We start from the raw sequence: 22,552 nt of genomic DNA on the forward strand, positions 1-22,552 counted from the left end.
CAGCCGTGTGGACGATGACGTCCGCCCGCCTTGTCGTTTCATGACAATTTTCGACGGCAGGTTGCGCCCTGCCGCCATCGATGTTTGCGGCCAGAAGCCGCATGAAAGAAGAATATTTTGACCAATGAAAACACTTTGACCGGTGAGAACACTTGGGAACTGACCGGTTTCGCCGCACTTGGAATTAGCGGTGCACTGCTCAAGGCCACCCATGGCGCCGGCTTTACCGATCCCAAGCCGATTCAGGCGCAGGCTATCCCGCCGCAGCTCGAAGGCCGCGACATTTTCGGCATCGCCCAGACCGGCTCGGGCAAGACCGCGGCGTTCGCGCTGCCGATCCTGTCGAAGATCATCGCGCTTGGCACCAAGCGCCGGCCGAAGACGGCTCGTGCGCTGATCCTGGCGCCGACGCGCGAGCTCGCCGTACAGATCGAGGACACCATCAAGATTCTCGCCAAGGGCGCGCATGTCTCGACCGCGCTGGTGCTTGGCGGCGTCTCGCGCTTCAGCCAGGTCAAGAAGGTTGCACCCGGCGTCGACATCCTGATCGCCACGCCTGGCCGGCTGACCGATCTGGTGCGTGAGGGCGATCTCGTACTTGCCGACACCAAATGGCTGGTGCTCGACGAAGGCGACCGCATGCTCGACATGGGCTTCATCAACGACGTCAAGCGCATCGCCAGGGCGACGGCGCCGGACCGTCAGACGGTGCTGTTCTCGGCGACCATGCCGGCCGAAATCGCCGAGCTGGCGAAAGGCTTGCTGAAGAACCCGATCCGCGTCGAAGTCGCCCCCCACAGCACTGCGGCCGCGGAGATCGTGCAGGGCGTCGTCTTTGCCCGCACCAAGCAGAAGCGCCAGGTGCTGTCGACGATGCTCGCCGATGACGCGATGAAGTCCGTTATCATCTTTTCGCGCACCAAGCATGGCGCCGACAGGGTGACCAAGGACCTCGAGCGCGACGGCTTCAAGGCCGCCGTTATCCACGGCAACAAGTCGCAGAATGCCCGCCAGAAGGCGCTCAACGATTTCCGCGAAGGCTCGGTGCGAATTCTCGTGGCGACCGACATTGCAGCACGCGGCATCGATGTGCCCGGCATTAGCCATGTGGTGAATTTCGACCTGCCGGACGAGGCGGAGAGCTATGTCCACCGCATCGGCCGCACCGGCCGTAACGGCATGGATGGCATCGCCATCACGCTTTGCGACCCTTCGGAAAACGCCAAGCTGCGCCAGGTCGAGCATATCATCCGCACCAAGCTGCCGATCGTTGCCGATCATCTCGGCAGCCCCGATCCGCAGCGCAATCCGGCCGAGAAGAACGAGCGCAGCTTCGAGCCGGCCAACGATCGCAACGACCACAACGGCCGTCGCGACGGCAGGCGTCCCGGCGGCGCCAACAACGGCTTCGCCAAGAAGCGTTTCGGCGGCGACAAGCCGGCCTTTGCGGGCGACCGCAAGCCGGAAGGCGCCAAGCCCTTCAAGGGCAACAACAAGCGCCGCTTCGGCGCCAAGCGGCCGGCTGCGCGGGCGGCATAACCTGACCGTTTTGCGTCCGGCCAAGCCTGGCTTGGTTACTCACGATTGAAAAGGGCGACCGGAGTGATGCTTCGGTCGCCCTTTGCTTGAGGCCTCTGGTTTACTTCACCACCGCCTCGACCCACACGACAGTCCGCTGCGCGAGGGAAGGCGTGGTCAATGGCGCGAGCGCGTCGCCGGCAATGACGTGGCGCCCCAGCGACCCGCAAACACGATCCGTCGCCGCGTCACCGATCCTATTCGACCGGTGGCTTGCGGTCGAAATTCAGCGGCCGCGCATCCCAGCGGGTGACCGTGCTGATCACCCATCGGCAGAACGGCCTCGGCAGCATCCTGAGCAGCTTCAGCGTCCAGCTCAGGCGGCGTGGGAAAGTGACTTCGAAGCCGCCGCATTCGATGCCTTGCGCGATACGGCGCGAGGCCAGGTTGACCGGCATCAAGCCCGGCATCGGCAGGACGTTCTTCTCAGTCAGCCGCGTGTCGACAAAGCCCGGATTAATCACCTGGATGCGGACGTTCATCTTGTCGAAATCATATTTCAGCGACTCGGCCAGGATATTGACCGCCGCCTTGGTGCCGCCATAGGCGGCGGTAGTGGGCCAGCCGAAATAGGCGGTGACCGAACCGATCAGCACGACATGGCCGCGCGAGCGCACGCGCATGCGTTCGATGACCGGCACCAGGCCATTGATGATGCCGAAATAATTGACTTCGAAAGACCAACGGAAATTGCGCGCGACAAGATCCTCGCCGGGCGTTGCGATATAGCTTCCCGCGTTGAACACTGCCAACACGATCGGACCGAGATTTTTCTCGATCGCTGCAACCGTCTCTGCCATGCGTTTTTCGTCGGTCACGTCGCAAGGAAAGGCTGCGACACGCCCCGACATCTGCGCCGTTTCGACGATGAGCGTATCGATCGGCTGGTCATCGGGCGCAGTCACCGCGATGACATAGCCCTGAGCGGCAAGATCCTTGGCCAGCGAACGGCCGATACCGCTGCTGCCGCCCGTAATCCAGGCGACGCCATGCTTCGGATTGGCCCGATAGAGTGTCATGCTGCGCCCCGCCGGCCCTTCTTAACCTGTGCTCTACCGGTGAAGAAATCGAATGAAAAGAGTGCTTTTCGGTACATCGTTGAAATGAATACCGGCTGGGCGCCCCTGGGTGCAGGAATTGCAGTGTGCGAATGCGACTGGACCAGGCAAATTCTTGCCTTGAAACCGAAGCTTCGGGTTTCTAGGGTTTCGCCGCACCCACAAAGGAATCTCCATGCCCCGTTCTGTGATCGACGTGATCGGCAACACGCCCCTGATCCGCCTCAACAAGGCCTCGGAAGCAACCGGCTGCGAGATCCTGGGCAAGGCCGAATTCATGAATCCCGGGCAGTCGGTCAAGGACCGCGCCGGCCTGTTTATCATCCGCGATGCGGAGCAGCGCGGGTTGCTGCGGCCCGGCGGCGTCATCGTCGAGGGGACGGCCGGAAATACCGGCATCGGCTTGACACTGGTTGCCAAGGCGCTCGGCTACCGCACGGTGATCGTCATTCCCGACACCCAGAGCCAGGAGAAGAAGGATACAATCAAACTGCTCGGCGCCGAGCTGATCGAAGTGCCCGCCGTGCCTTACAAGAACCCGAACAACTACGTGAAGCTGTCGGGCCGGCTGGCCGAGCAGATGGCGAAGACCGAGCCGAACGGCGCGATCTGGGCCAACCAGTTCGACAATGTCGCCAACCGTGACGGCCATATCCGCACCACGGCCGAAGAAATCTGGAACCAGACCGACGGCAAGGTGGATGGTTTCGTGTCGGCGGTCGGTTCCGGCGGCACTCTGGCAGGCGTCGGTTTCGGGCTGAAGGCCAAAAACAACCAGGTCAAGATCGCGCTGGCCGATCCGCTGGGGGCAGCGCTCTATTCCTTCTACACCAGCGGCGAGCTGAAATCCGAGGGCAGTTCGATCACCGAAGGCATCGGGCAGGGGCGGATCACCGCCAACCTCCAAGGCTTTACACCCGATTTTGCCTTCCAGATCCCCGACGAGGACGCGCTGCCGATCATATTCGACCTGATCCAGGAGGAGGGGCTTTGCGTTGGCGGTTCGACCGGCATCAACATTGCCGGCGCCGTTCGCCTGGCGCGCGAGCTAGGCCCCGGCCACACCATCGTGACCATGCTTTGCGACTACGGCACGCGCTACCAGTCGAAGCTGTTCAATCCTGAATTCCTGCGCGAAAAGAAGCTGACGGTGCCGGGGTGGATGGAGCAACAGAGCACGATTTCGGTACCGTTCGAAAGGGTTGCGTGATGGCGCACAAGACCGAAGCGCTGTTTCGTGACGACGCCTATTTGGGGACGGCCGACGCCACCGTCGTCGCAGTCAACGATCGCGGCGGCATCATTCTGGACCGGACGGTGTTTTACGCCACATCGGGCGGACAGCCGGGCGACACCGGGAGCCTCGAACGTGCCGACGGCACCGGCATAGCGATTGCCGCTACGATCACCGGCGAAACCAAGGACGAGATCATCCATGTGCCGGCGCTGGAGCAGGCAGTTCCAAAGGTGGGCGAGCGCATGCGGCTCGCCATCGACTGGCCGCGGCGGCAGTTGCTGATGCGCATGCATTCTGCCTGCCACTTGCTTACCGTCGTCTGCCCGTTCCCGATCACCGGCGCCGCGGTTTCCGAGGACGACAGCCGTATCGATTTCGACATCCCGGACGCCGGCTTTACTAAGGAAGACGTGACGGCCAGACTGATGGAGCTGGTGCGGGCCGACCACCCGATCTTCACCCGGCTCATTTCCGACGAGGAACTGGCATCCAATCCGGGCCTGGTGAAATCCAAGAATGTGCGCCCTCCGGCTGGCACGGGAAAGATCCGATTGGTCTGCATCGGCGAGAACGCCTCGATCGACAGCCAGCCTTGCGGCGGCACCCATGTAAAGAGCACCGGCGAAATCGGCGAGATCCATATCGGCAAGATCGAGAAGAAGGGCCGCGAGAACCGGCGCTTCCGCATTCGCTTTGGTCCTATGCCGCCAGCCTGATATAGGACTGCGACAGGCGGGACAGGAGAGAAAAGATGGCCGACGACAGTCCTTTCACCATCGATGCCGATTGGTTGCAGAAGCGGCTCGGCAAGCCCGGCCTGACGATTGTCGACGCGTCCTGGTATCTGCCGGCACAAAAGCGCGACGCGCGCGCCGAGTATGGCGCAGCGCATATTCCAGGCGCCCGCTTCCTTGACCAGGATGCGGTTTCGGACCCCGACGCGGCTCTGCCGCACACGCTGCCGTCGCCGCAGCATTTCGCGCAATATGTCGGCGCGATGGGTATTTCGGCCGATGACACGATTGTTGTCTATGACGGGCCAGGGTTCTTTTCTGCACCGCGCGTCTGGTGGTTGTTTCGCGTCATGGGCGTATTCCAGGTCTATGTTCTCGACGGCGGCTTCGACCGTTGGAAAGCCGCCGGACGGCCGGTGACGGCGGAGCCGACGAAGATCGCCCCTTGCGTGTTTTATGCCAACTTTGATGCCGCCCGCGTCGCCAGCCTTGCCGACATGCGCCGGATCGTCGAGACGGGGGAGAGCCAGATCGCCGACGCGCGCTCGCCTGGCCGTTTTGCCGGCACCGAGCCGGAGCCGCGCCCCGGCATCCGCTCCGGTCATATGCCGGGCGCGCACAACGTGCCGTTTTCGGCGCTTTCGGAAAACGGCGAATTGTTGCCAAAGGACAGGCTACGCAACGTGATCGAAGGAGCGGGCATCGACCTGTCGAAGCCGGTCGTCACCTCCTGCGGCTCGGGCGTCACCGCGGCAGCCATCACGCTAGCTTTGGAGACGCTTGGCCATACCGACAACAGGCTTTATGACGGTTCGTGGACCGAATGGGGCGGGCTTTCCGACACGCCCGTCGTGACGGGCAAGGACTGACGGGAATGGAAGACGGATCGCTGGAAGACATCGACGTCACCGTGACGTTTCTCGAAATGCATGTGCCGCCTGCCTATTCGCCCCCTCTGCCGTACAACCGCCAGATCGCGCTGCTCAAGACCAAAGACATTCCGCTGCATTTCTACCGCTATTTGATGGATCGGGTCGGCCGCAAATGGCACTGGGTCAATGTGCTGAGGCTGAGCGACGAGGAGCTTGCGGCGGGCATTCACCGCGAGGACCGCGACATCAGGGTGCTTTATCTGGATGGTGCGCCGGCCGGCTTCTTCGACCTCAAACCGCATTTGCCGGAGGAAGTGGAACTCGCTTATTTCGGAATGATGGAGCACGCGACCGGGCAAGGCATCGGCCGCTGGTTCCTCGGTGCGGCAATCGCCGCGGCGTGGTCGCACGGGCCAAGGCGGGTAACCGTGCAAACCTGTACCCTCGATCACCCGGCAGCACTGCCGCTCTATCAAAAACTAGGCTTTACGCCAGTGGCGCAAAAAAAAGAGGTCGTACATCCGATGTCTTTCGCCGAGCGCGCGGCCAGCGTCATGCGGCCGTGATTTCAGGCCCGTTCATCCAGGCTTCAGCTTGTCGTTGCCACGCCCAGGGTCTGGATCAACACTCAAAGGTGTGTCCGACTTGTATGAGCCTGGCACTTTCCATATCGCTGTCGTCTAAAAACCGATGGTGATGGAGGATCGCACGATGACAATACGGGTGGTAATGGCCGGCGCGACGGGCTGGGTCGGCAAGGCGCTGGTTCCGGCGATCGGGGCGCAAGGCGACATGGCGCTGGCCGGGGCCGTGTCACGTAGCGGCGCTGGGCAGGATTCCGGTCTGCTGGTTGGCATGCCGGCTAATGGTATTGTCGTTTCGGCTTCGCTGGCCGAGGCGCTGGAGGCGCCGTCGGACGTACTGGTCGACTTCACCAAGCCGCATGTCGTGAAAGACCATGTGCTGCTCGCCATCGACAAGGGACGGCACGCTGTGATCGGCACATCGGGACTGGGTGCTGCCGACTATGCCGACATCGATGCCGCGGCGCGCGCCAACGGCGTCGGCGTCGTTGCCGCCGGCAACTTTTCCATCACCGCGACGCTGATGAAGCGGTTTGCACTTATGGCGGCAAAATACGTGCCGGATGTCGAGGTCATCGATTATGCCGGTGCAAAGAAACCCGACGCGCCCTCCGGTACAGCACGGGAGCTTGCTGAGGCGCTGGCCGACATCCGCAAGGCCTCAACGGCAAAGCCGGTCTCCGAGGTCTCTGGCGTGCCGGCTACACGCGGCGGTGCGGTCGGCGCAGGCGAGGGGGTGCAAGTGCACGCGCTTCGCCTGCCGTCCTACATCCTGTCCTGCGAGGCGCTGTTCGGCCTGCCAGACGAGCGGCTGACCATCCGCCATGACGCCGGCTCGTCCGCGGCGCCTTACGTGGCGGGCACCCTGCTCGCCATCAGGCGGGTACAGCAGATCAAGGGTCTGGTTCGCGGTCTCGACGCGCTGATGGACTGACCCATTTCGGCAGGAATCGGGTGGGAAGCTCTGTCTTGCGAGCATAATTTCCGCTCAACGACACCGGAGATTTTGCCATGACGATAAGATTCAAGGCCTTGCCAACCGACGCGGTCCGGGCACTTCAGCGCGGCGGGGCGGATGCTTATGGCCTGAAGCCAGAGCGGCAGATTTCGGACGGCGACGGCGTGCCTTGCCGTCATTGCTTGAAGAATGTTGCTGCGGGGGAAGCCTATCTTGTTCTGGCCTATCGGCCTTTTCCGGAGCTGCAGCCTTATGCCGAAACCGGGCCGATCTTTCTGCATGCGGAAGAATGCGAACGCGCTGCCGAGGTTGAGTTGCTTCCCGAAATGCTCGAAAGCAGCGATTACATCGTGCGCGGTTATGGCAAGGACGACCGTATTGTTTACGGTAGCGGCGGCGTCATTCCGACCGACGCCATTGCCGCACGGGCAGAGACGTTGTTCAGACGCGACGACATTGACTACGTCCACATCCGCTCGGCCCGCAACAATTGCTATCAGTGCCGGATCGACCGCGCGTAACCGAACAGGCTGCACCGGCTTGGGCCTGTCGCACTCCCGTCGCATACAAGCGGTAGAAAGAGACTGTCGATCGATTTGCCGACCGCGGATGAACCGGCGGAAATCTCGATAACCGAGGAAGCGGGGCTTTGGCTCCGCTTTTTTGTGCCTGCATTGTTCGCAAAACAAAAAACCCGCCGGGATTAGCCGGCGGGCTTGAACGATTTGCCTGGAGGGCCTTAGTTGAACTTATACTTCGCACCGATACGGACGGTGTGGAAAGAAGGAGTGGTGGTGAGGACATCGCTCGGCCCTCCAAACTCCTCCAGAATATCCTTCTCGGCAAACTGCGAATAACGATATTCGAGACCGACAGTTACGTTGTTGGTCACGGCCGCTTCCAAACCACCACCGACCGAGAAGCCGCTCGAGCCCCAATCGATGATGTCGCCGATGGGTGAAGATGCGTTCAGATCGAAATGTTGCCAGCTGTAACCGCCAAGCACATAGGCGAGGGTTGATTCGTTGACCTTCAAACCGACCCGGCCCAGCACATCGAAACCATAGTCGGTGTCCAGATTAATGGACCCGCCGGGCACTTCCAGCTCCGAGGTCATGCCGGAGTAGCGAGCATCAACCATAACGCCGGCAACCCAGCTGCCGAAGTCATGATCGTAGCCGGCGTTCAATTCGCCAAACACGCCTTCGCCGCCGATACCGTTGAACTCCAGGTCGCCAAGCGGCGGAACATTGATCTGATGCACCGACGCACCCGCGCCGCCCGCACCGCCGATATAGAAGCCGGTCCAGTTGTAGGTAGGTGCCTCAAAGGAAGAGACACCGCCATTCTGGGCGCCAAAACGATAATTGGCTGCTACCTGGAACGTGTGACGCGATGTATCGAGGTTGATTGCGCCATCCGGTACACCGAACTCGGAAAGGACATCATCGTTGGTGCTGAATTGCGTAAAACGATATTCGGTTTTGATGGTCCAGTTGCTGTTGATGGCCGTCTCGACGCCGGCTCCGACGAAGTAGCCGCTCTGGTCCCAGTCGAAGTCAAAACCTGCGCTCGTGTCAAATTTGTATTTCTGCCATGAATAGCCACCAAGGACATAGCCCAAAGTGTTTGGCGTGAAGAGGTAGCCTGCCCGCAAGCCAGCGTCGAAACCATAGGTCTCTTTGACCGATGCGTCGAATCCAGCAACGTCGAGGGAGGTTTCGATGTTGCCGGCATGAGCGTCCAGAAGTCCGCCGATCAGGAACCGCGGCGCCACCATATAGTCATACCCAACGGTGAGTTCACCGTACAGGCCTTCGCCACCAATACCGTTGAACGACACCCCAGGAATGAAGTCGCTGCTCAACTCGTGGACGTTCGCCCCGGCGCCAACGCCAAAGCCGACGTAGATGCCACTCCAGTTGAAGCCCGCCGTCTCTACGACCGGTTCGACAACGTCGGCGGCATGAGAGACCGACCCAAGCGCCAGAACAGAAACTGCGCCGAGAAGAAGAGATTTCGTGAATTTTCTGCTGATCATTACCCTGCCCCTGGTGAACCCGGCATCTACGTAGCATCGGCTCATTGTGGCGGCTGTAACAAAAAAGCCACAGAAAGAGCACATTGCATCAAACGGGCACCAGATGCGGGCAAGACCGGCTGTAGACCGAGAAAATTGCCTGTGAACAAGCAGCCGCCGACAGCATCGGCGACTCATCAGGAACAAACGGTTGGAAATCAGGCCGCGAGAACGGCCTTCGGCTCGACCAGTTCGTAACCGAGCGCTTCGGCCACCGCGCGATTCGTTATCTTGCCCTTGTGGACGTTCAGTCCGTTGCGCAGATGGTGGTCGTCTACCAGCGCCTTGAGGCCCTTGTCGGCGAGCTGCAGGCCATAGTGCAGCGTAGCATTGTTGAGCGCGTGGGCCGAGGTGACCGGCACCGCACCCGGCATGTTGGCGACGCAATAATGGATGATGCCGTCGACTTCATAGGTCGGCTCGGCATGGGTGGTGGCGTGCGAGGTCTCGAAACAGCCGCCCTGGTCGATGGCGACGTCGACCAGCACGGCACCTTTCTTCATGCCCGACAGCATTTCGCGCGTCACCAGCTTGGGCGCTGCTGCCCCCGGGATCAGCACGGCGCCGACGACTATGTCAGCCGAAAAACATTCTTCCTCCAGCGCCTCGACGGTCGAGTAGCGGGTGTGAACGCGGCCGCCAAAGATGTCGTCGAGCTGACGCAGGCGCGGGATCGAGCGGTCGATAATAGTGACGTCGGCGCCGAGGCCGGCCGCCATCCGTGCGGCATGCAGGCCGACAACGCCGCCGCCGAGCACGGTGACCTTGCCGGGGAGCACGCCGGGCACGCCGCCAAGTAGCACGCCGCGGCCGCCATTGGCCTTTTGCAGCGCCGTGGCGCCCGCCTGGATCGACAGGCGGCCGGCAACTTCCGACATCGGCGCCAAGAGCGGCAGGCCGCCGCGCTCGTCGGTGACCGTCTCGTAAGCTATCGCGGTCACGCCGGAGGCCAACAGGCCCTTGGTTTGCTCCGGATCCGGGGCAAGATGTAGATAGGTATAGAGGATCTGGCCGTCGCGGAGCTGAACCCATTCGTTGGGCTGCGGCTCCTTGACCTTCACGATCATGTCGGACTTGGCAAACACGTCGGCTGCCGTCTTGGCGATCGTGGCGCCGGCAGCGCGATACGCGTTGTCATCGGCGCCGATGCCTGCACCGGCGCCGGTCTCGACCAGCACTTCATGGCCATGCGCGACATATTCGCGGACCGAGCCCGGTGTCAGGCCGACGCGGTATTCGTGATTCTTGATTTCCCGGGGGCAACCGACGCGCATCTTTTTTCTCCTGATCCGGCCCTTTGGGGCTCGTTCCCTGTCTAGAAATAGTGAACCACGAATCGCTCGATAAGTGTTTGCGAATGCGCTTGCCTGAGAGGCGACTCTTCGATAATCGTTGCGCAAAACATTGCAATTGTCGCAGGAACTCGCAAAAATGCCGCTCGACAGGATTGATATTGCCATTCTTGAGACGTTGCAGAAGGATGGGCGGATACCCAATGCAGCGCTCGCCGAGAAGGTCGGCCTATCGCAGTCGGCCTGTTCGCGGCGGCTGGACAATCTGGAGAAATCCGGAACCATCCGCGGCTATCACGCCCGGCTGTCCAACGCTGCACTTGGGCACCAGATGACGGCGATCGTGCATATATCGCTGTCCGGGCAATTCGAGAAGACGTTGTCGGATTTCGAGGCGGCGATAAAGCGCTGCCCGAACGTCCTATCCTGCCATTTGATGTCGGGCGAATATGACTACATCCTGCGCATAGCGGCAAAGGATCTCGTCGACTACGAACGTATCCACAAGGAGTGGCTGTCGGCAATGCCGCATGTGACGAAGATCAATTCGTCTTTTGCCTTGCGCGAAATCGTCGATCGCACGGCGGTGGGAATGAAACCTGAACTCGCCTAGGCCCGAACTCGCCTAGGTGTTGACTGCCTCGGTCACGACACGGTCCATCGGAATGTCGTGTGGCTGCGGGTAGATGGTGACGATGCGCTGCAGTTCGTAGCCGACGCCGATGACCAGCGGCTTGAAGGGCATCGCGGCAAGCGTACGATCGAAGAAGCCGCCGCCATAGCCCAGGCGAAACTGCTCAGGATCGATGCCGACAATCGGCGAAATGACTATGTCGGGTAACACCGGATCGCCGTCAGCCGGTATCGGGATATTCCAGACGCCCTTCTCTAGCCGGTCTCCGTGGGTATAGGCGCGAAAGACAAGCGGCCGGTCTTTCTCGACGACGACGGGCAACGCCGTGCGCCCGCCCCGCGCGTTGACGGTTTCCATCCACGGGCGCAGGTCCGGCTCGCCGCGAAACGGCCAATAGAGGCTGACCACGCGGCCGGCGACGTCACCGATCACCGCGTCGAGCCCTTCGGCAATGCGCTGCGACATGGCTGCGCGCGTGTCGGCTGAAACGGCAAGGCGGGATGCGATCAATCGCTGGCGCTCGGCCTTGCGCCAGCGCCTTACGTCGGTCCAGTCGGATAGCGGAGCTTGGAACTCCGGGTCGAGCTCGTGCATAAAACAAGGCGGCGAGGCGTACTGCGCTGAGCCTTCGTCTTCATCCCTAGCCATGCTTCACCTGCAATATACAGTTCCAACCAAGTCGTATCGTGGACGCAGGCTATATCTGGGAACGAGTCTGCAGCATGCGTATTCACGACATCAAGAGACGACTCCCAGTTAGTTGCAGCGCAGGCATTGCTGCACTGCACAAGGACACTTACATCAGCCTTGGCGAGAGGGATGAGCGAGATGAACACAACCAACCATCACGTCGTCGTCGTGGGCGCCGGATTCGGCGGTCTCGAATTCACCCGCGCACTTGCCGGCGCGCCGGCGCGCATCACCATGATCGACAGGCGTAATCATCACCTCTTTCAGCCACTACTCTACCAGGTGGCGACGACGGCGCTGGCCACCTCCGAAGTGGCCTGGCCGATCCGCCATCTCCTGCGCAAGCGCGATGATGTGACGACGCTGCTCGCCACCGTTACCGGCATCGACCGCACCGGCAAGCGCGTGCTGCTGCAGGACGGTGGCACGGTCGCTTACGACACGCTTGTGCTGGCGACCGGCGCGCGGCACGCCTATTTCGGCCATGACGAGTGGGAACCGTTCGCCCCGGGCCTGAAGACGCTGGAGGACGCCACCACCATTCGACGGCGTATTCTTTTGGCTTTCGAGCGGGCCGAACGGGAAACCGATCCCGCCAAGCGTCAGGCATTGCTGACGCTGGCGATCGTCGGCGGCGGGCCGACCGGCGTGGAACTGGCCGGCACCATTGCTGAGCTGGCGCACGACACGCTGCGCGGTGAGTTCCGCAACATCGACACGCGGCAGACGCGTGTGGTGCTGATTGAGGCCGGCGACCGCATCCTCTCCAATTTCGCTCCCGAACTCTCCGGTTATGCAACGAAGGCGCTCGAAAGGCTCGGCGTGACCGTCGAACTCGGCCGGGCGGTTACGCGCTGCGATGCCGAGGGTGTCGTCTTCGGCGACACACACTTGCCGGCCAGGACAATCCTGTGGGCGGCGGGCGTCGCCGCTTCGCCGGCCGCCGAATGGCTCGGCGCGGCAGCGGACCGCGCGGGCAGGGTGCTTGTCGAGCCCGACCTGAGTGTGCCGGGAAACCCGGAGATTTTCGTCATCGGTGACGCAGCGCACGTCCTGCGGCCGGATGGCCGGCTGGTGCCGGGCGTCGCGCCCGCCGCCAAGCAGCAGGGACGGCACGTCGCCGCGACGATCAAGGCAAGGCTTGCCGGTGACGCGACACCGCGTCCTTTCAGCTACAGGCATGACGGCGATCTGGCGACGATCGGCAAGCGCGCCGCGGCCATCGATTTCGGCTGGATCAAGCTCACCGGCCGGCTTGCCTGGTGGCTGTGGGGCTTGGCGCATATCTACTTCCTGATCGGCTTTCGTAACCGGCTTGCGGTTTCCCTGAGCTGGCTATGGATCTACTTCACCGGTCAGCGCAGCGCGCGGTTGATCACCCAGGGCGACGACGATAAGGGCTGATTGTTCGCTGCCGGACATTCATCGGCGCGTCACCTCCTCTTGATGGAATCGGCTTCTGGACTCGGCTGGATTTCGGCGCGAAGCTTTGCTTCGGGCAGGACTTGTCACGTCGTGGAAGAAAGAGAAAACGAATGTCCCAACTGCGCCACCTCGTCTCACGCCGCGATTTCCTCGCCGGCGTTGCCGCCAGCGGAGCGCTGATCATGCTGCACCCGTTCTCCGCCCGGGCTCAAGCCAATCAGGCGCATCTGAGGATTATGGAGACGACCGACATCCACGTGAATGTGCTGCCTTACGATTACTACGCCGACAAAGCCAACGACACGATGGGGCTGTCGCGAACGGCATCGTTGATTGAAGCCGTGCGCAAGGAAGCAACCAACGCGATGCTGGTCGATAATGGCGACCTTCTACAAGGCAACCCGATGGGCGACTACATCGCCTACGAGAGAGGGATGAAGGATGGCGATCTGCATCCGGTCATGAAGGGCATGAACCTGCTCGGCTACGAATGCTCGACGCTCGGCAACCACGAGTTCAACTATGGCCTGTCGTTCATGGACAAGGTGCTGGCCGGTGCCAATTTTCCGTTCGTCTGCGCGAACCTGATCCGCGGCACCGAGCTCGCCGCGAACCCGCGCGACGACAAGCTCTATCTCAAGCCGTATGTCATCCTCGACAGGAAGATCAAAGACGGATCGGGCGCCGAGCAACCGATCAGGATCGGCATCATTGGCTTCGTGCCGCCGCAGATCATGGTCTGGGACCTGAAAAATCTCGAAGGCAGTGTCAAGACGCGCGACATCGTCGAGGCGGCCAAGGCGTGGGTGCCGCAAATGAAGGAAGAAGGCGCCGACATCGTCATTGCGCTCTCCCATTCCGGCATCGACGTGAAGCAAAGCGACATGATGGAGAATGCCTCCGTCTTCGTGGCAGGTGTCGAAGGCATCGATGCGGTGTTCACCGGCCACCAGCACCTCGTCTTCCCTGGCAAGAAGGACTTTCAGTTGCTGGAAGCCGTCGATCCGGCGAAAGGCACGCTGCAAGGCAAGCCCGCCGTTATGGCCGGCTTCTGGGGCTCGCATATGGGGCTGATCGATCTGTTGCTGGAGCGCGACGGATCGACATGGAAAATCGTCTCGGCGACCTCTGAGGCCAGGCCGATCTTTGAGCGGGTCGACAAGACGAACAAGCCGACCGTCGCGGACGACCAGCGCATCGTCGACGCGCTCAAACAGGATCACGAGGCGACGCTCGCCTATGTGCGCCGGCCTGTCGGCAAAACCTCGGCGCCGCTCTATTCCTATTTTGCGCTGGTCGCCGACGATCCATCGGTCCAGATCGTCAGTCAGGCGCAGACCTGGTACTTGAAGGACATCCTGAAGAACACCGAGTGGAAGGATATGCCGCTGCTGTCGGCAGCGGCACCTTCAAGGCGGGTGGGCGCAACGGCGCCGACTACTACACCGACGTGCCGGTGGGCGATATCGCCATCAAGAACGTCGCCGACCTCTACCTCTATCCAAACACGGTGCGCGCCGTCGAAATCACCGGAGCGGAGGTGAAGGAATGGCTGGAAATGTCGGCCGGCATCTTCAACCGGATCGAACCGGGCAAAGCCGACCAGGCGCTCATTGACTTGATGTTCAACGGCAATCCAATTGATCCCAAGCGGAAATTCGTCGTCGCCACCAACAACTACCGAGCCGGCGGCGGAGGCAATTTCCCGCAGATCAATGCCTCGAAGATCATCTACGAAGCGCCCGACACCAACCGCGATGTGATCGTGCGTTATATCGTCAGCAAAGGCACCATCAATCCGTCGGCGGACGCCAACTGGTCGTTTGCGCCACTACCGGGAACCAGCGTCGTATTCCAGACCGGCGCCAGGGCAAAGGATTTCATTGCGCAAGTGACGTCGCTGAAGATCGAGCCGGCGGGCGAGGGCGAAGCAGGGTTTGCCAAGTACCGCATCACTCTCTAGGTGAGGATTTGAGCGTCGACTCGAAACTGTCTCAGCGCTAAGATACTGTCCGGTATGGCAAACCTTTTTCCAGCAGATGGCCTTGTCACCCACGTGGTGCGAAACGCCGCTTGATGGCAGGCATGACCAGATCCAGTGCGTCCGTCGAAATCCCACCGGAATAATCGTCCGGCAGTTGGTCGATCGAGGCTGGGTCGTCGAGGCCTTGTGAAAAGCCGCCGCCGGAATAGGGACCGAGCAGGTAGACATGGCTGCCGACACCGTCCATACGGTCGAGAAAACGGTCCGGCCAGCCCCACATCCACTTTGCGATATTGACGGGGATGAGCAAAGTGCCCTGGCGGCAGGCATCAGGAACGTAGCCGCTCCAGCCGAGCGCAGTGTAGCGAAGAATGCAGCGCGTCAGGGATGCGCGGCTCAGCGTGTGCGTATCCGGCAACGCTGCCTTGACCGCGTCCATAGGCCTGTCGCCGCCATAGACCGTCAGATTGGCGCGCTCGGCCGGCGTCAATGTGGCGAGCCAGGCAGCCAGCATCTCGCCTTCCTTGGGATCGTTGCTTTTGACGTTGATGTTGAAGCGTCGGTTCGGGAAGCGCTGCAAGACTTCATCCAGCGACGGCATCATGCCGACACCCTTGCCGCGAAACGGAAAGGTCTTGCCGCCATCGGCAGTGTAGCCATAACCAATATCGAGCGCCTTCAATTCGGACATTGCATGGCTGCGCGTTTGACCCTTGCCGTCGGTGCGACAATCCAGCGTCCAATCGTGGAAGACGGCGAACTTGCCGTCCGTGGTAGGATGGACATCAAGTTCGAGCGCGTCCGCACCGAGCGCGAAGGCGGCTTCCATCGACGGTATCGTGTTCTCGAGGAGGGAATGGCGCGGCGTCAGCATGCGAGCGGCCGTGCATGTTTCCGATCCGAGGTTCGTACGGTCGAAATCCTGAGCCAGGCCGCGATGCGCAAGCACCGAAGGGGTGCCGGCCGGCCGGCTCGAAAGCAGCGAGGTGTTGTTGAGCCAGATACCGCCTGCAGCGACAAGAATTGCAACGAGGGAGATCGTCCGTCTGCGCATGATATGATTTCCCATTGGCCGTTATGGCCGCATCCTGCGTCACGATCGGACTTTTTGACGGCCGGGCAGATCAAACGGTCGCTAAAGATTCCCGGGGAGGGTCCCCAGCAGCGTTGGAATCGTTATGGTTGCAACCGTCCATATGCGCTAGTTTTAGTCATGCGTTATGTCATCGTCATCACGACCGTCACCTTTTTCCTGATCTGGGACGGCATTTACAACCAAGGCCGCTACCTCGACAGGACGGTCAGGGAGGTAACCCGCATCGTGCACTATGTGACCAGCATGGTGTAGTTTCTCTTCGCTGCTACGGTTCGCAGACGCGACAAACCTGCCGATTGACGGCACGCTGCCGCTGACACAAAAGAACGCCGGTCCAACGGTCGAGGAGGCTGGGTTGATCCGGCATATCGTTTTCTTCAGCGCACGGCATAAAGCGGATGTCGAGGCAGTGCGCACGGGCCTCCTTGCGCTTGGCAAGATACCTCATTCGCGTCACTTCGAGGTAACGCTCAACACCAAGGTCGACCCGCTCTCGGATGAGATCGATGTGGTCGTCTACGCCGAGTTCGAGGACGAAGCGGCGCTCGCCGCCTACAAGGCGCATCCGCTCTATGCAGAGACGACCAGCCGGGTCAAACCGCTACGCGAATTGCGTTATTCGGCCGACATCGTTGCAAGTTGACGAGCCGCCGTCCCCTAGGCGCTGATAGTGGTCTTGCCGCTGAGGCGTCGGCCAAGCCCTTGAACCATTTTCAGGAATGAGGCACACCGCGCGGGACATGACCGAGAACACCTCCGCAAGGCCTCATCCGCTCGATCATCTGGTGCTGCCGACCGCGAGCCTCGATGTTGCGCGGGCGCGCTTGACCCTGCTTGGCTTTACCGTTGCGCCGACAGGTATCCACCCTTTCGGAACGGAAAACTGCTGTGTCTTCCTCACCGACGGCACCTATCTCGAGCCGCTCGTGGTCGCCGACAGACAGGCCGTGGCAAAGGCGATCGCGAACCGCAATGTCTTTGTCGCGCGTGATCGCACCTATCGCGAAGAAAACGGCGATGAAGGATTTTCTGCCGTGGCGCTGGGCACCGAAAGCGCCGCCGCGGACTACGCGCGCTACATGGAAGCCGGTCTGTCGGCGGGAGACGCGCTAAGCTTTTCGCGCGCCTTCACCGATGCGACGGGAAAGAGCGACACCGCATCGTTCAAACTGGCCTTCGCGGCTACAGGCAAGGCAACGGACGCTTTTCTCTTCGCCTGCGAGCGGATCAATGCGCCGAACGTCGACCGCACTGCGTTGCAGGTCCACGCTAATGGCGCAACCGGCATTGTCGAAGTCGTAGCAGTCACTGGCGAACCTTTCGAACAAGGCCGCTTGATTTCGATCGCAGCCGGAATCGAGGCGCAGGGCGGCACTGTCTATGAGCTGCCGAATGCCGTTGTAACCATTCTGGATCCTGCAGCCTATTCGGCACGCTTCGGCATTCCTGCCGGCGCGCCATCTGAACTCCGCTTTGCTGGGATCGTCTTTTCGATTAGGCACGCCGACGCCGTCGCCAAGCTGCTTGCAGCCAATTCCGTCGAACACCACACGCGCGGCGGTGATATCATCGTGCCGCCGGCGCCAGGGCAGGGCGCCGCCTTCATTTTCCGGGAGATCGCATGAACAAGCTCAATCCACTGATGCCGAACTCTTCCGTTGCGGTCGGCAAAGTCATTTTCGGCAACAGCGCGCCCTTATCGCTGATCGCCGGTCCATGTCAGCTGGAATCGCGGCAGCACGCTTTCGACATGGCCGGTGCGCTAAAGGAATTGACTGAAAGGCTGGGCATTGGGCTCGTCTACAAGACCAGCTACGACAAGGCCAATCGCACCTCGCTTGGCGGCACGCGCGGCGCGGGGCTTGAAGCGGCAATGCCTATCTTCGACGACTTGCGCAAGAATTTTGTGCTGCCGATCCTGACTGACGTCCACACTGAGGAACAATGCGCGATCGTCGCTCCGCATGCCGATATCCTGCAGATTCCTGCCTTCCTCAGCCGCCAGACCGATTTGCTGATTGCTGCGGCAAGAACCGGCAAGGTGGTCAATGTGAAGAAGGGCCAATTCCTCGCGCCGTGGGACATGAAAAACGTCGTCGCCAAGATCATCGGCTCCGGCAACGCCAATGTCTTGGTGACCGAGCGCGGCGCATCCTTCGGTTACAACACCCTGGTGTCCGACATGCGGGCGCTGCCGATCATGGCCGAGATCGGTGCGCCGGTGATTTTCGATGCCACCCATTCCGTGCAGCAGCCGGGTGGGCAGGGCGGTTCGTCTGGAGGCGACCGGCGCTTTGTCGAGACGCTGGCGCGCGCGGCCGTCGCGGTTGGCGTCGCCGGCGTCTTCATCGAGACGCACCAGGACCCCGACAACGCGCCTTCCGACGGTCCCAACATGGTGCCGCTAAAGGATCTTCCCGCATTGCTTGAACGACTGATGGCCTTCGATCGCATCGCCAAGAGCGTGGGTTGAACCAGCAGTTGCGCCACAGCAGCGTCGTCAGGAAAACTTTGAAGAATTTCGAACCCGCCTGGAACCTTAGCCCGCGGCCCTCATTGTCAAAATCTAATGTCAACGACGACGAGGAGAATACCATGACGACCCAGACGGGACACACCGAAGCCATCGCCGCTTCGCGGGTTATCGGCACATCGGTCTACAACACGGAAGGCACTCATATCGGCGACATCGAGGACGTCATGCTCGACAAATTGTCGAACGGAATCATGTTTGCCGTCATCGGTTTTGGCGGATTTCTCGGCATTGGCGAGAAATACCACGCCATTCCGTGGGCGAGCCTTGATTATGACGAGAACAAGGGTGGCTATGTCGTGCCGTTCACCAAAGACCAGCTGATGGCCGCTCCTTCTTACTCGATCAACGAGCTGACCGGCGCCGACGGCGAGGCCGCACGTGACGCCTCATACAACTACTACAAGGTCGAGCCTTACTGGCATTGACCTTACTGGCACTGACTAAGTCTCCTGGAATCAAAAAAGGCCCCCGGGAAATCGGGGGCCTTTCGATGTGGCGGGTTGCTACTGCGCAATCTGCAGGGCCGGCAAAGGCGACGATCCCTGCGGGGGTTGCTGATTGTCGCACGACGTCAGGAACGCAGCCGCGATCAGGAACAAACTCACAATACCGCTCAACTGGGACATGGCGAAACTCCTCCTGTTTCGCCCCGCGCGACAACAGCCATAAACCAGAAACCGGCATGCGGCCTATGACAAATGATGACAGTGTTTTGTGCTTCGTGAGTCCCAAGAGCGGCAATGGGCGCGGGGCAATGTTTGCAACTGCCCCGATTGCGTTTTGCGGCGCTTTGGCTAAGAGGTGCGCGACGCTTCAATCGATCAATCGGGGACATCGCAATGACGGCCATCATCGACATTGTCGGGCGTGAAATCCTGGACAGCCGCGGAAATCCGACCGTCGAGGTCGACGTCGTGCTCGAAGATGGCTCGATGGGTCGCGCCGCGGTGCCGTCCGGTGCCTCTACCGGCGCGCATGAGGCGGTCGAACTGCGCGATGGCGGCCCCCGCTATCTCGGCAAGGGCGTGCTCACGGCGGTCGAGGCGGTGAACGGCGAGCTGTTCGAGGCGATCGGCGGCATGGAGGCAGAGAATCAGATCCATATCGACCAGACCATGATCGAGCTCGATGGTACGGCCAACAAGAGCCGGCTCGGCGCCAATGCCATCCTCGGCGTGTCGCTGGCGGTGGCCAAGGCCGCGGCCGAAGCGGCCGACCTGCCGCTCTACCGTTATGTCGGCGGTACCAAGGCCCATGTGCTGCCGGTGCCTATGATGAATATCATCAATGGCGGCGCGCATGCCGACAACCCGATCGATTTCCAGGAATTCATGATCCTGCCGATCGGCGCGCCGACGCTGCGCGACGGCGTGCGCTGGGGCTCGGAGATCTTTCATACGCTGCGAAAGAAGCTGAAGGACGCCGGCCATAACACCAACGTCGGCGACGAGGGCGGCTTTGCTCCCAACCTGAAGAGTGCGCCGGCCGCGCTCGACTTTATCATGGAATCGATCGAGCAGGCTGGCTTCAAGCCTGGCGAGGAGGTTGCGCTAGGTCTCGACTGCGCGGCGACCGAATTCTTCAAGGATGGCAACTACGTCTATGAAGGCGAGAGGAAAACCCGCGACCCGAAGGCACAGGCCAGATATCTGGCCAAACTTGCTGCCGACTACCCGATCATCACCATTGAGGACGGCCTGGCGGAGGATGACTGGGACGGTTGGAAAATACTGACCGATCTCATCGGCAAGCAAACGCAGCTGGTTGGCGACGATCTGTTCGTCACCAACACGGCGCGGCTGCGCGACGGCATCCGCATGGGTGTCGCCAATTCGATCCTGGTCAAGGTCAACCAGATCGGCTCGCTTACCGAAACGCTCGACGCCGTCGAGACCGCGCACAAGGCCGGCTATACCGCGGTGATGTCGCACCGCTCGGGCGAGACCGAGGATTCGACCATCGCCGACCTCGCCGTTGCCACCAATTGCGGGCAGATCAAGACGGGCTCGCTGTCGCGCTCGGATCGCATGGCCAAGTACAACCAGCTCATCCGCATTGAGGAGGAGCTCGGCAAGCAGGCGCAATATGCCGGCAAGTCGATCGTGAAAAGCTGATTTCGAGAGAAAATCCGTGGCGGCGAGGGCGGGGACATTCCCGCCCTTTTTTGCTTCCTGGCTCTGAATCCAACAGGCTGTAACCGTCCATTAAGCACAATCGGGCGACAAAGGCGGCGTAGAGGATTCGGACCATGTGGACACGCCAGCACAAGCAAAGAAACACCGGCCGGCTGATCATCCCCTCGCTCTGCGTGGTGTTCCTGACTTATTTCGGTTTCCATGCCTATCATGGCGAGTTCGGCATCTATTCCAAGTATCAGCTCGAAGCTGAGACTGCCGAATTGCAGGGCAGGCTCGATACCGTCAAGGCACGTCGGATCGATCTCGAGCGCCGCGTTCAGCTGATGCATGAGGGCACGCTGGAGAAGGACATGCTGGACGAGCAAGCGCGCAAGGCGCTTAATCTGTCTCACGCCGACGAGATCACCATCATGTTGCCGGTCGCAAGATAACCCGATTTCAGTTAATCGGCGATATTTGCAATGATTTTAATTGCTTAGATGCATGACAGCCATGCGTTTTCGGCATGGCGAAAGCCTTCCCTGCATGTTAGCCTGCCTCAAATCGGTGGGAGAACTGATCTCCCTCGCTGTCCGCCAAGAGACGCCAACAGGGAGTGATGCATGGCCACCGCCACCAGAAAAGCGCCTGCCAAATCCAAATCAGACGGTAAAACGCCGGGCCTTTCCACCCCGAAGCCTGTTGAATTCACCAAAGACCAGGAGCTTGCCGCCTACCGGCACATGCTGCTCATCCGCCGCTTCGAGGAAAAGGCCGGCCAGCTTTACGGCATGGGCTTCATCGGCGGTTTCTGCCACCTCTACATCGGCCAGGAAGCGGTCGTTACCGGCATGAAGATGGCGCTGATCGATGGCGACCAGATGATCACCGCCTATCGCGACCATGGTCATATGCTGGCCATGGAGTTGTCACCGCGCGGCGTCATGGCCGAACTGACCGGGCGCCGTAGCGGCCTGTCGAGAGGCAAGGGCGGCTCCATGCACATGTTCTCCAAGGAGAAGCATTTTTACGGCGGCCACGGCATCGTCGGCGCGCAAGTGTCGCTCGGCACCGGCATTGCCTTCGCCAACCGCTATCGCGGCAACAACAATGTGACGCTGACCTATTTCGGCGATGGCGCCGCGAACCAGGGCCAGGTCTACGAAAGCTTCAACATGGCCTCGCTGTGGAAGCTTCCGGTGATCTACATCATCGAGAACAACCGCTACGCCATGGGCACCTCGGTCTCGCGCTCTTCGGCCGAGACGGATTTCTCGCACCGCGGCGCCTCCTTCAAGATTCCAGGCATCCAGGTCGACGGCATGGATGTGCGCGCCGTTAAGGCCGCCGGCGACCTCGCCGCCGAATGGTGCCGCGCCGGCAACGGGCCGCTCATTCTCGAAATGCAGACCTATCGTTACCGCGGCCATTCGATGTCGGATCCGGCAAAATACCGCTCCAAGGAAGAAGTGCAGAAAATGCGCTCCGAACGTGACCCGATCGAGCAGGTCAAGGCGCGGCTGCTCGACAAGAAATGGGCAAGCGAGGACGAACTCAAGGCCATCGACAAGGAAGTCCGCGACGTCGTCGCCGACGCCGCGGAATTTGCCCAGAACGACGCGGAGCCGGATCCGTCCGAGCTCTGGACCGACATCGTACTTTAACGAGAGGGCAAGG

Annotated in this window: 23 protein-coding genes and 1 pseudogene; 18 read left to right on the forward strand and 6 right to left on the reverse strand. The window is 61.1% G+C overall.

What is annotated here, in order from left to right; genetic code table 11:
- Positions 1-117: 117 nt before the first annotated feature.
- Positions 118-1,539 carry a DEAD/DEAH box helicase gene (locus NKH80_RS10570; RefSeq protein ID WP_352991442.1) on the forward strand — a complete coding sequence of 474 codons (1,422 nt, stop codon included), beginning with the start codon at positions 118-120 and terminating at the stop codon, positions 1,537-1,539.
- A gap of 236 nt (positions 1,540-1,775) precedes the next feature.
- Here the strand turns inward: NKH80_RS10570 and NKH80_RS10575 are convergent, their stop codons facing one another.
- Positions 1,776-2,597 carry an SDR family NAD(P)-dependent oxidoreductase gene (locus NKH80_RS10575; protein WP_352876842.1) on the reverse strand — a complete coding sequence of 274 codons (822 nt, stop codon included), beginning with the start codon at positions 2,595-2,597 and terminating at the stop codon, positions 1,776-1,778.
- 214 nt (positions 2,598-2,811) lie between these two features.
- Between NKH80_RS10575 and NKH80_RS10580 the strand changes: the two genes are divergently transcribed.
- The 6 genes from NKH80_RS10580 to NKH80_RS10605 all read left to right on the forward strand — a co-directional run bounded on the left by NKH80_RS10580 (position 2,812) and on the right by NKH80_RS10605 (position 7,542).
- Complete coding sequence (locus NKH80_RS10580) at positions 2,812-3,846, forward strand: cysteine synthase A (RefSeq protein ID WP_352751728.1); 1,035 nt, start codon at positions 2,812-2,814, stop codon at positions 3,844-3,846.
- Positions 3,846-4,589, forward strand: coding sequence for an alanyl-tRNA editing protein (locus NKH80_RS10585; protein WP_254817175.1), 744 nt, complete (start codon positions 3,846-3,848; stop codon positions 4,587-4,589). The genes NKH80_RS10580 and NKH80_RS10585 overlap by 1 nt, the downstream gene beginning before the upstream one ends.
- 35 nt (positions 4,590-4,624) lie before the next feature.
- Positions 4,625-5,476, forward strand: a complete 852-nt coding sequence (gene sseA / locus NKH80_RS10590) for a 3-mercaptopyruvate sulfurtransferase (RefSeq protein ID WP_352751726.1) — start codon at positions 4,625-4,627, stop codon at positions 5,474-5,476.
- 5 nt (positions 5,477-5,481) lie between these two features.
- Positions 5,482-6,045 carry a GNAT family N-acetyltransferase gene (locus tag NKH80_RS10595; RefSeq protein WP_292655364.1) on the forward strand — a complete coding sequence of 188 codons (564 nt, stop codon included), beginning with the start codon at positions 5,482-5,484 and terminating at the stop codon, positions 6,043-6,045.
- A gap of 145 nt (positions 6,046-6,190) precedes the next feature.
- On the forward strand, positions 6,191-6,997 hold the full coding sequence (dapB, locus tag NKH80_RS10600) for a 4-hydroxy-tetrahydrodipicolinate reductase (RefSeq protein WP_352876837.1): 807 nt from the start codon (positions 6,191-6,193) through the stop codon (positions 6,995-6,997).
- Positions 6,998-7,074: 77 nt separating this feature from the next.
- On the forward strand, positions 7,075-7,542 hold the full coding sequence (locus NKH80_RS10605) for a DUF1203 domain-containing protein (protein ID WP_352876834.1): 468 nt from the start codon (positions 7,075-7,077) through the stop codon (positions 7,540-7,542).
- A 218-nt stretch (positions 7,543-7,760) separates the two neighbouring features.
- On the opposite strand, the gene NKH80_RS10610 is transcribed toward NKH80_RS10605, so the two are convergent.
- Positions 7,761-9,062 (reverse strand): outer membrane protein, encoded by a 1,302-nt coding sequence (locus tag NKH80_RS10610; RefSeq protein WP_352478814.1) that lies wholly within the window; start codon positions 9,060-9,062, stop codon positions 7,761-7,763.
- Between the two features lie 197 nt (positions 9,063-9,259).
- Positions 9,260-10,375 (reverse strand): alanine dehydrogenase, encoded by a 1,116-nt coding sequence (ald, locus tag NKH80_RS10615; RefSeq protein ID WP_352645808.1) that lies wholly within the window; start codon positions 10,373-10,375, stop codon positions 9,260-9,262.
- Positions 10,376-10,532: 157 nt separating this feature from the next.
- Between ald and NKH80_RS10620 the strand changes: the two genes are divergently transcribed.
- Entirely contained in the window at positions 10,533-11,006 is a 474-nt protein-coding gene (locus tag NKH80_RS10620) for an Lrp/AsnC family transcriptional regulator (RefSeq protein ID WP_023675099.1), read from the forward strand.
- 12 nt (positions 11,007-11,018) lie between these two features.
- Here NKH80_RS10620 and NKH80_RS10625 read toward each other — a convergent pair whose 3' ends face one another.
- Positions 11,019-11,675 (reverse strand): 5-formyltetrahydrofolate cyclo-ligase, encoded by a 657-nt coding sequence (locus NKH80_RS10625; protein ID WP_352876830.1) that lies wholly within the window; start codon positions 11,673-11,675, stop codon positions 11,019-11,021.
- A 180-nt stretch (positions 11,676-11,855) separates the two neighbouring features.
- Here NKH80_RS10625 and NKH80_RS10630 point away from each other — a divergent pair, with 180 nt between their 5' ends.
- Positions 11,856-13,121, forward strand: a complete 1,266-nt coding sequence (locus tag NKH80_RS10630; RefSeq protein ID WP_352689290.1) for an NAD(P)/FAD-dependent oxidoreductase — start codon at positions 11,856-11,858, stop codon at positions 13,119-13,121.
- Positions 13,122-13,252: 131 nt separating this feature from the next.
- Positions 13,253-15,105 (forward strand): annotated as a pseudogene (locus tag NKH80_RS10635) (bifunctional 2',3'-cyclic-nucleotide 2'-phosphodiesterase/3'-nucleotidase).
- A gap of 85 nt (positions 15,106-15,190) precedes the next feature.
- On the opposite strand, the gene NKH80_RS10640 reads toward NKH80_RS10635, so the two are convergent.
- Positions 15,191-16,180, reverse strand: a complete 990-nt coding sequence (locus NKH80_RS10640; RefSeq protein ID WP_352507425.1) for a glycerophosphodiester phosphodiesterase family protein — start codon at positions 16,178-16,180, stop codon at positions 15,191-15,193.
- Positions 16,181-16,339: 159 nt separating this feature from the next.
- Here NKH80_RS10640 and NKH80_RS10645 point away from each other — a divergent pair, with 159 nt between their 5' ends.
- The 5 genes from NKH80_RS10645 to NKH80_RS10665 all read left to right on the forward strand — a co-directional run bounded on the left by NKH80_RS10645 (position 16,340) and on the right by NKH80_RS10665 (position 19,183).
- A complete protein-coding gene (locus tag NKH80_RS10645) occupies positions 16,340-16,474 on the forward strand; it encodes a hypothetical protein (protein WP_292655342.1) in 135 nt (44 codons plus the stop codon).
- A 103-nt stretch (positions 16,475-16,577) separates the two neighbouring features.
- A complete protein-coding gene (locus tag NKH80_RS10650) occupies positions 16,578-16,865 on the forward strand; it encodes a Dabb family protein (protein WP_254817185.1) in 288 nt (95 codons plus the stop codon).
- Between the two features lie 97 nt (positions 16,866-16,962).
- Positions 16,963-17,847, forward strand: a complete 885-nt coding sequence (locus tag NKH80_RS10655) for a VOC family protein (RefSeq protein ID WP_352991449.1) — start codon at positions 16,963-16,965, stop codon at positions 17,845-17,847.
- Positions 17,844-18,695 carry a 3-deoxy-8-phosphooctulonate synthase gene (gene kdsA, locus NKH80_RS10660; RefSeq protein ID WP_352736438.1) on the forward strand — a complete coding sequence of 284 codons (852 nt, stop codon included), beginning with the start codon at positions 17,844-17,846 and terminating at the stop codon, positions 18,693-18,695. The genes NKH80_RS10655 and kdsA overlap by 4 nt, the downstream gene beginning before the upstream one ends.
- A gap of 122 nt (positions 18,696-18,817) precedes the next feature.
- Positions 18,818-19,183 carry a PRC-barrel domain-containing protein gene (locus NKH80_RS10665; RefSeq protein WP_023675091.1) on the forward strand — a complete coding sequence of 122 codons (366 nt, stop codon included), beginning with the start codon at positions 18,818-18,820 and terminating at the stop codon, positions 19,181-19,183.
- A 78-nt stretch (positions 19,184-19,261) separates the two neighbouring features.
- Here NKH80_RS10665 and NKH80_RS10670 read toward each other — a convergent pair whose 3' ends face one another.
- Entirely contained in the window at positions 19,262-19,384 is a 123-nt protein-coding gene (locus NKH80_RS10670) for a hypothetical protein (protein WP_084642452.1), read from the reverse strand.
- 213 nt (positions 19,385-19,597) lie between these two features.
- Between NKH80_RS10670 and eno the strand changes: the two genes are divergently transcribed.
- The 3 genes from eno to pdhA all read left to right on the forward strand — a co-directional run bounded on the left by eno (position 19,598) and on the right by pdhA (position 22,539).
- The gene (gene eno / locus NKH80_RS10675; RefSeq protein ID WP_352507421.1) at positions 19,598-20,872 is read left to right on the forward strand and encodes a phosphopyruvate hydratase; all 1,275 of its coding nucleotides are present in this window, start codon (positions 19,598-19,600) and stop codon (positions 20,870-20,872) included.
- Positions 20,873-21,006: 134 nt separating this feature from the next.
- A complete protein-coding gene (locus NKH80_RS10680; RefSeq protein WP_352507420.1) occupies positions 21,007-21,327 on the forward strand; it encodes an FtsB family cell division protein in 321 nt (106 codons plus the stop codon).
- 171 nt (positions 21,328-21,498) lie between these two features.
- Positions 21,499-22,539: a pyruvate dehydrogenase (acetyl-transferring) E1 component subunit alpha gene (pdhA, locus tag NKH80_RS10685; protein ID WP_352507419.1), complete on the forward strand. Its 1,041-nt coding sequence runs from the start codon at positions 21,499-21,501 to the stop codon at positions 22,537-22,539.
- The last annotated feature ends 13 nt before the right edge of the window (positions 22,540-22,552 follow it).

Origin of the sequence: Mesorhizobium sp. M0904, from assembly GCF_040319475.1 — a bacterium.
Taxonomy (GTDB): Bacteria; Pseudomonadota; Alphaproteobacteria; order Rhizobiales; family Rhizobiaceae; genus Mesorhizobium.

Coding starts and splice junctions, on each gene's coding strand:
- NKH80_RS10575 (WP_352876842.1), bottom strand. CDS start 2,597: ATGACACTCTATCGGGCCAATCCGAAGCATGGCGTCGCCTGGATTACG.
- NKH80_RS10580 (WP_352751728.1), top strand. CDS start 2,812: ATGCCCCGTTCTGTGATCGACGTGATCGGCAACACGCCCCTGATCCGC.
- NKH80_RS10585 (WP_254817175.1), top strand. CDS start 3,846: ATGGCGCACAAGACCGAAGCGCTGTTTCGTGACGACGCCTATTTGGGG.
- sseA (WP_352751726.1), top strand. CDS start 4,625: ATGGCCGACGACAGTCCTTTCACCATCGATGCCGATTGGTTGCAGAAG.
- NKH80_RS10595 (WP_292655364.1), top strand. CDS start 5,482: ATGGAAGACGGATCGCTGGAAGACATCGACGTCACCGTGACGTTTCTC.
- dapB (WP_352876837.1), top strand. CDS start 6,191: ATGACAATACGGGTGGTAATGGCCGGCGCGACGGGCTGGGTCGGCAAG.
- NKH80_RS10605 (WP_352876834.1), top strand. CDS start 7,075: ATGACGATAAGATTCAAGGCCTTGCCAACCGACGCGGTCCGGGCACTT.
- NKH80_RS10610 (WP_352478814.1), bottom strand. CDS start 9,062: ATGATCAGCAGAAAATTCACGAAATCTCTTCTTCTCGGCGCAGTTTCT.
- ald (WP_352645808.1), bottom strand. CDS start 10,375: ATGCGCGTCGGTTGCCCCCGGGAAATCAAGAATCACGAATACCGCGTC.
- NKH80_RS10620 (WP_023675099.1), top strand. CDS start 10,533: ATGCCGCTCGACAGGATTGATATTGCCATTCTTGAGACGTTGCAGAAG.
- NKH80_RS10625 (WP_352876830.1), bottom strand. CDS start 11,675: ATGGCTAGGGATGAAGACGAAGGCTCAGCGCAGTACGCCTCGCCGCCT.
- NKH80_RS10630 (WP_352689290.1), top strand. CDS start 11,856: ATGAACACAACCAACCATCACGTCGTCGTCGTGGGCGCCGGATTCGGC.
- NKH80_RS10640 (WP_352507425.1), bottom strand. CDS start 16,180: ATGCGCAGACGGACGATCTCCCTCGTTGCAATTCTTGTCGCTGCAGGC.
- NKH80_RS10645 (WP_292655342.1), top strand. CDS start 16,340: ATGCGTTATGTCATCGTCATCACGACCGTCACCTTTTTCCTGATCTGG.
- NKH80_RS10655 (WP_352991449.1), top strand. CDS start 16,963: ATGACCGAGAACACCTCCGCAAGGCCTCATCCGCTCGATCATCTGGTG.
- kdsA (WP_352736438.1), top strand. CDS start 17,844: ATGAACAAGCTCAATCCACTGATGCCGAACTCTTCCGTTGCGGTCGGC.
- NKH80_RS10665 (WP_023675091.1), top strand. CDS start 18,818: ATGACGACCCAGACGGGACACACCGAAGCCATCGCCGCTTCGCGGGTT.
- NKH80_RS10670 (WP_084642452.1), bottom strand. CDS start 19,384: ATGTCCCAGTTGAGCGGTATTGTGAGTTTGTTCCTGATCGCGGCTGCG.
- eno (WP_352507421.1), top strand. CDS start 19,598: ATGACGGCCATCATCGACATTGTCGGGCGTGAAATCCTGGACAGCCGC.
- NKH80_RS10680 (WP_352507420.1), top strand. CDS start 21,007: ATGTGGACACGCCAGCACAAGCAAAGAAACACCGGCCGGCTGATCATC.
- pdhA (WP_352507419.1), top strand. CDS start 21,499: ATGGCCACCGCCACCAGAAAAGCGCCTGCCAAATCCAAATCAGACGGT.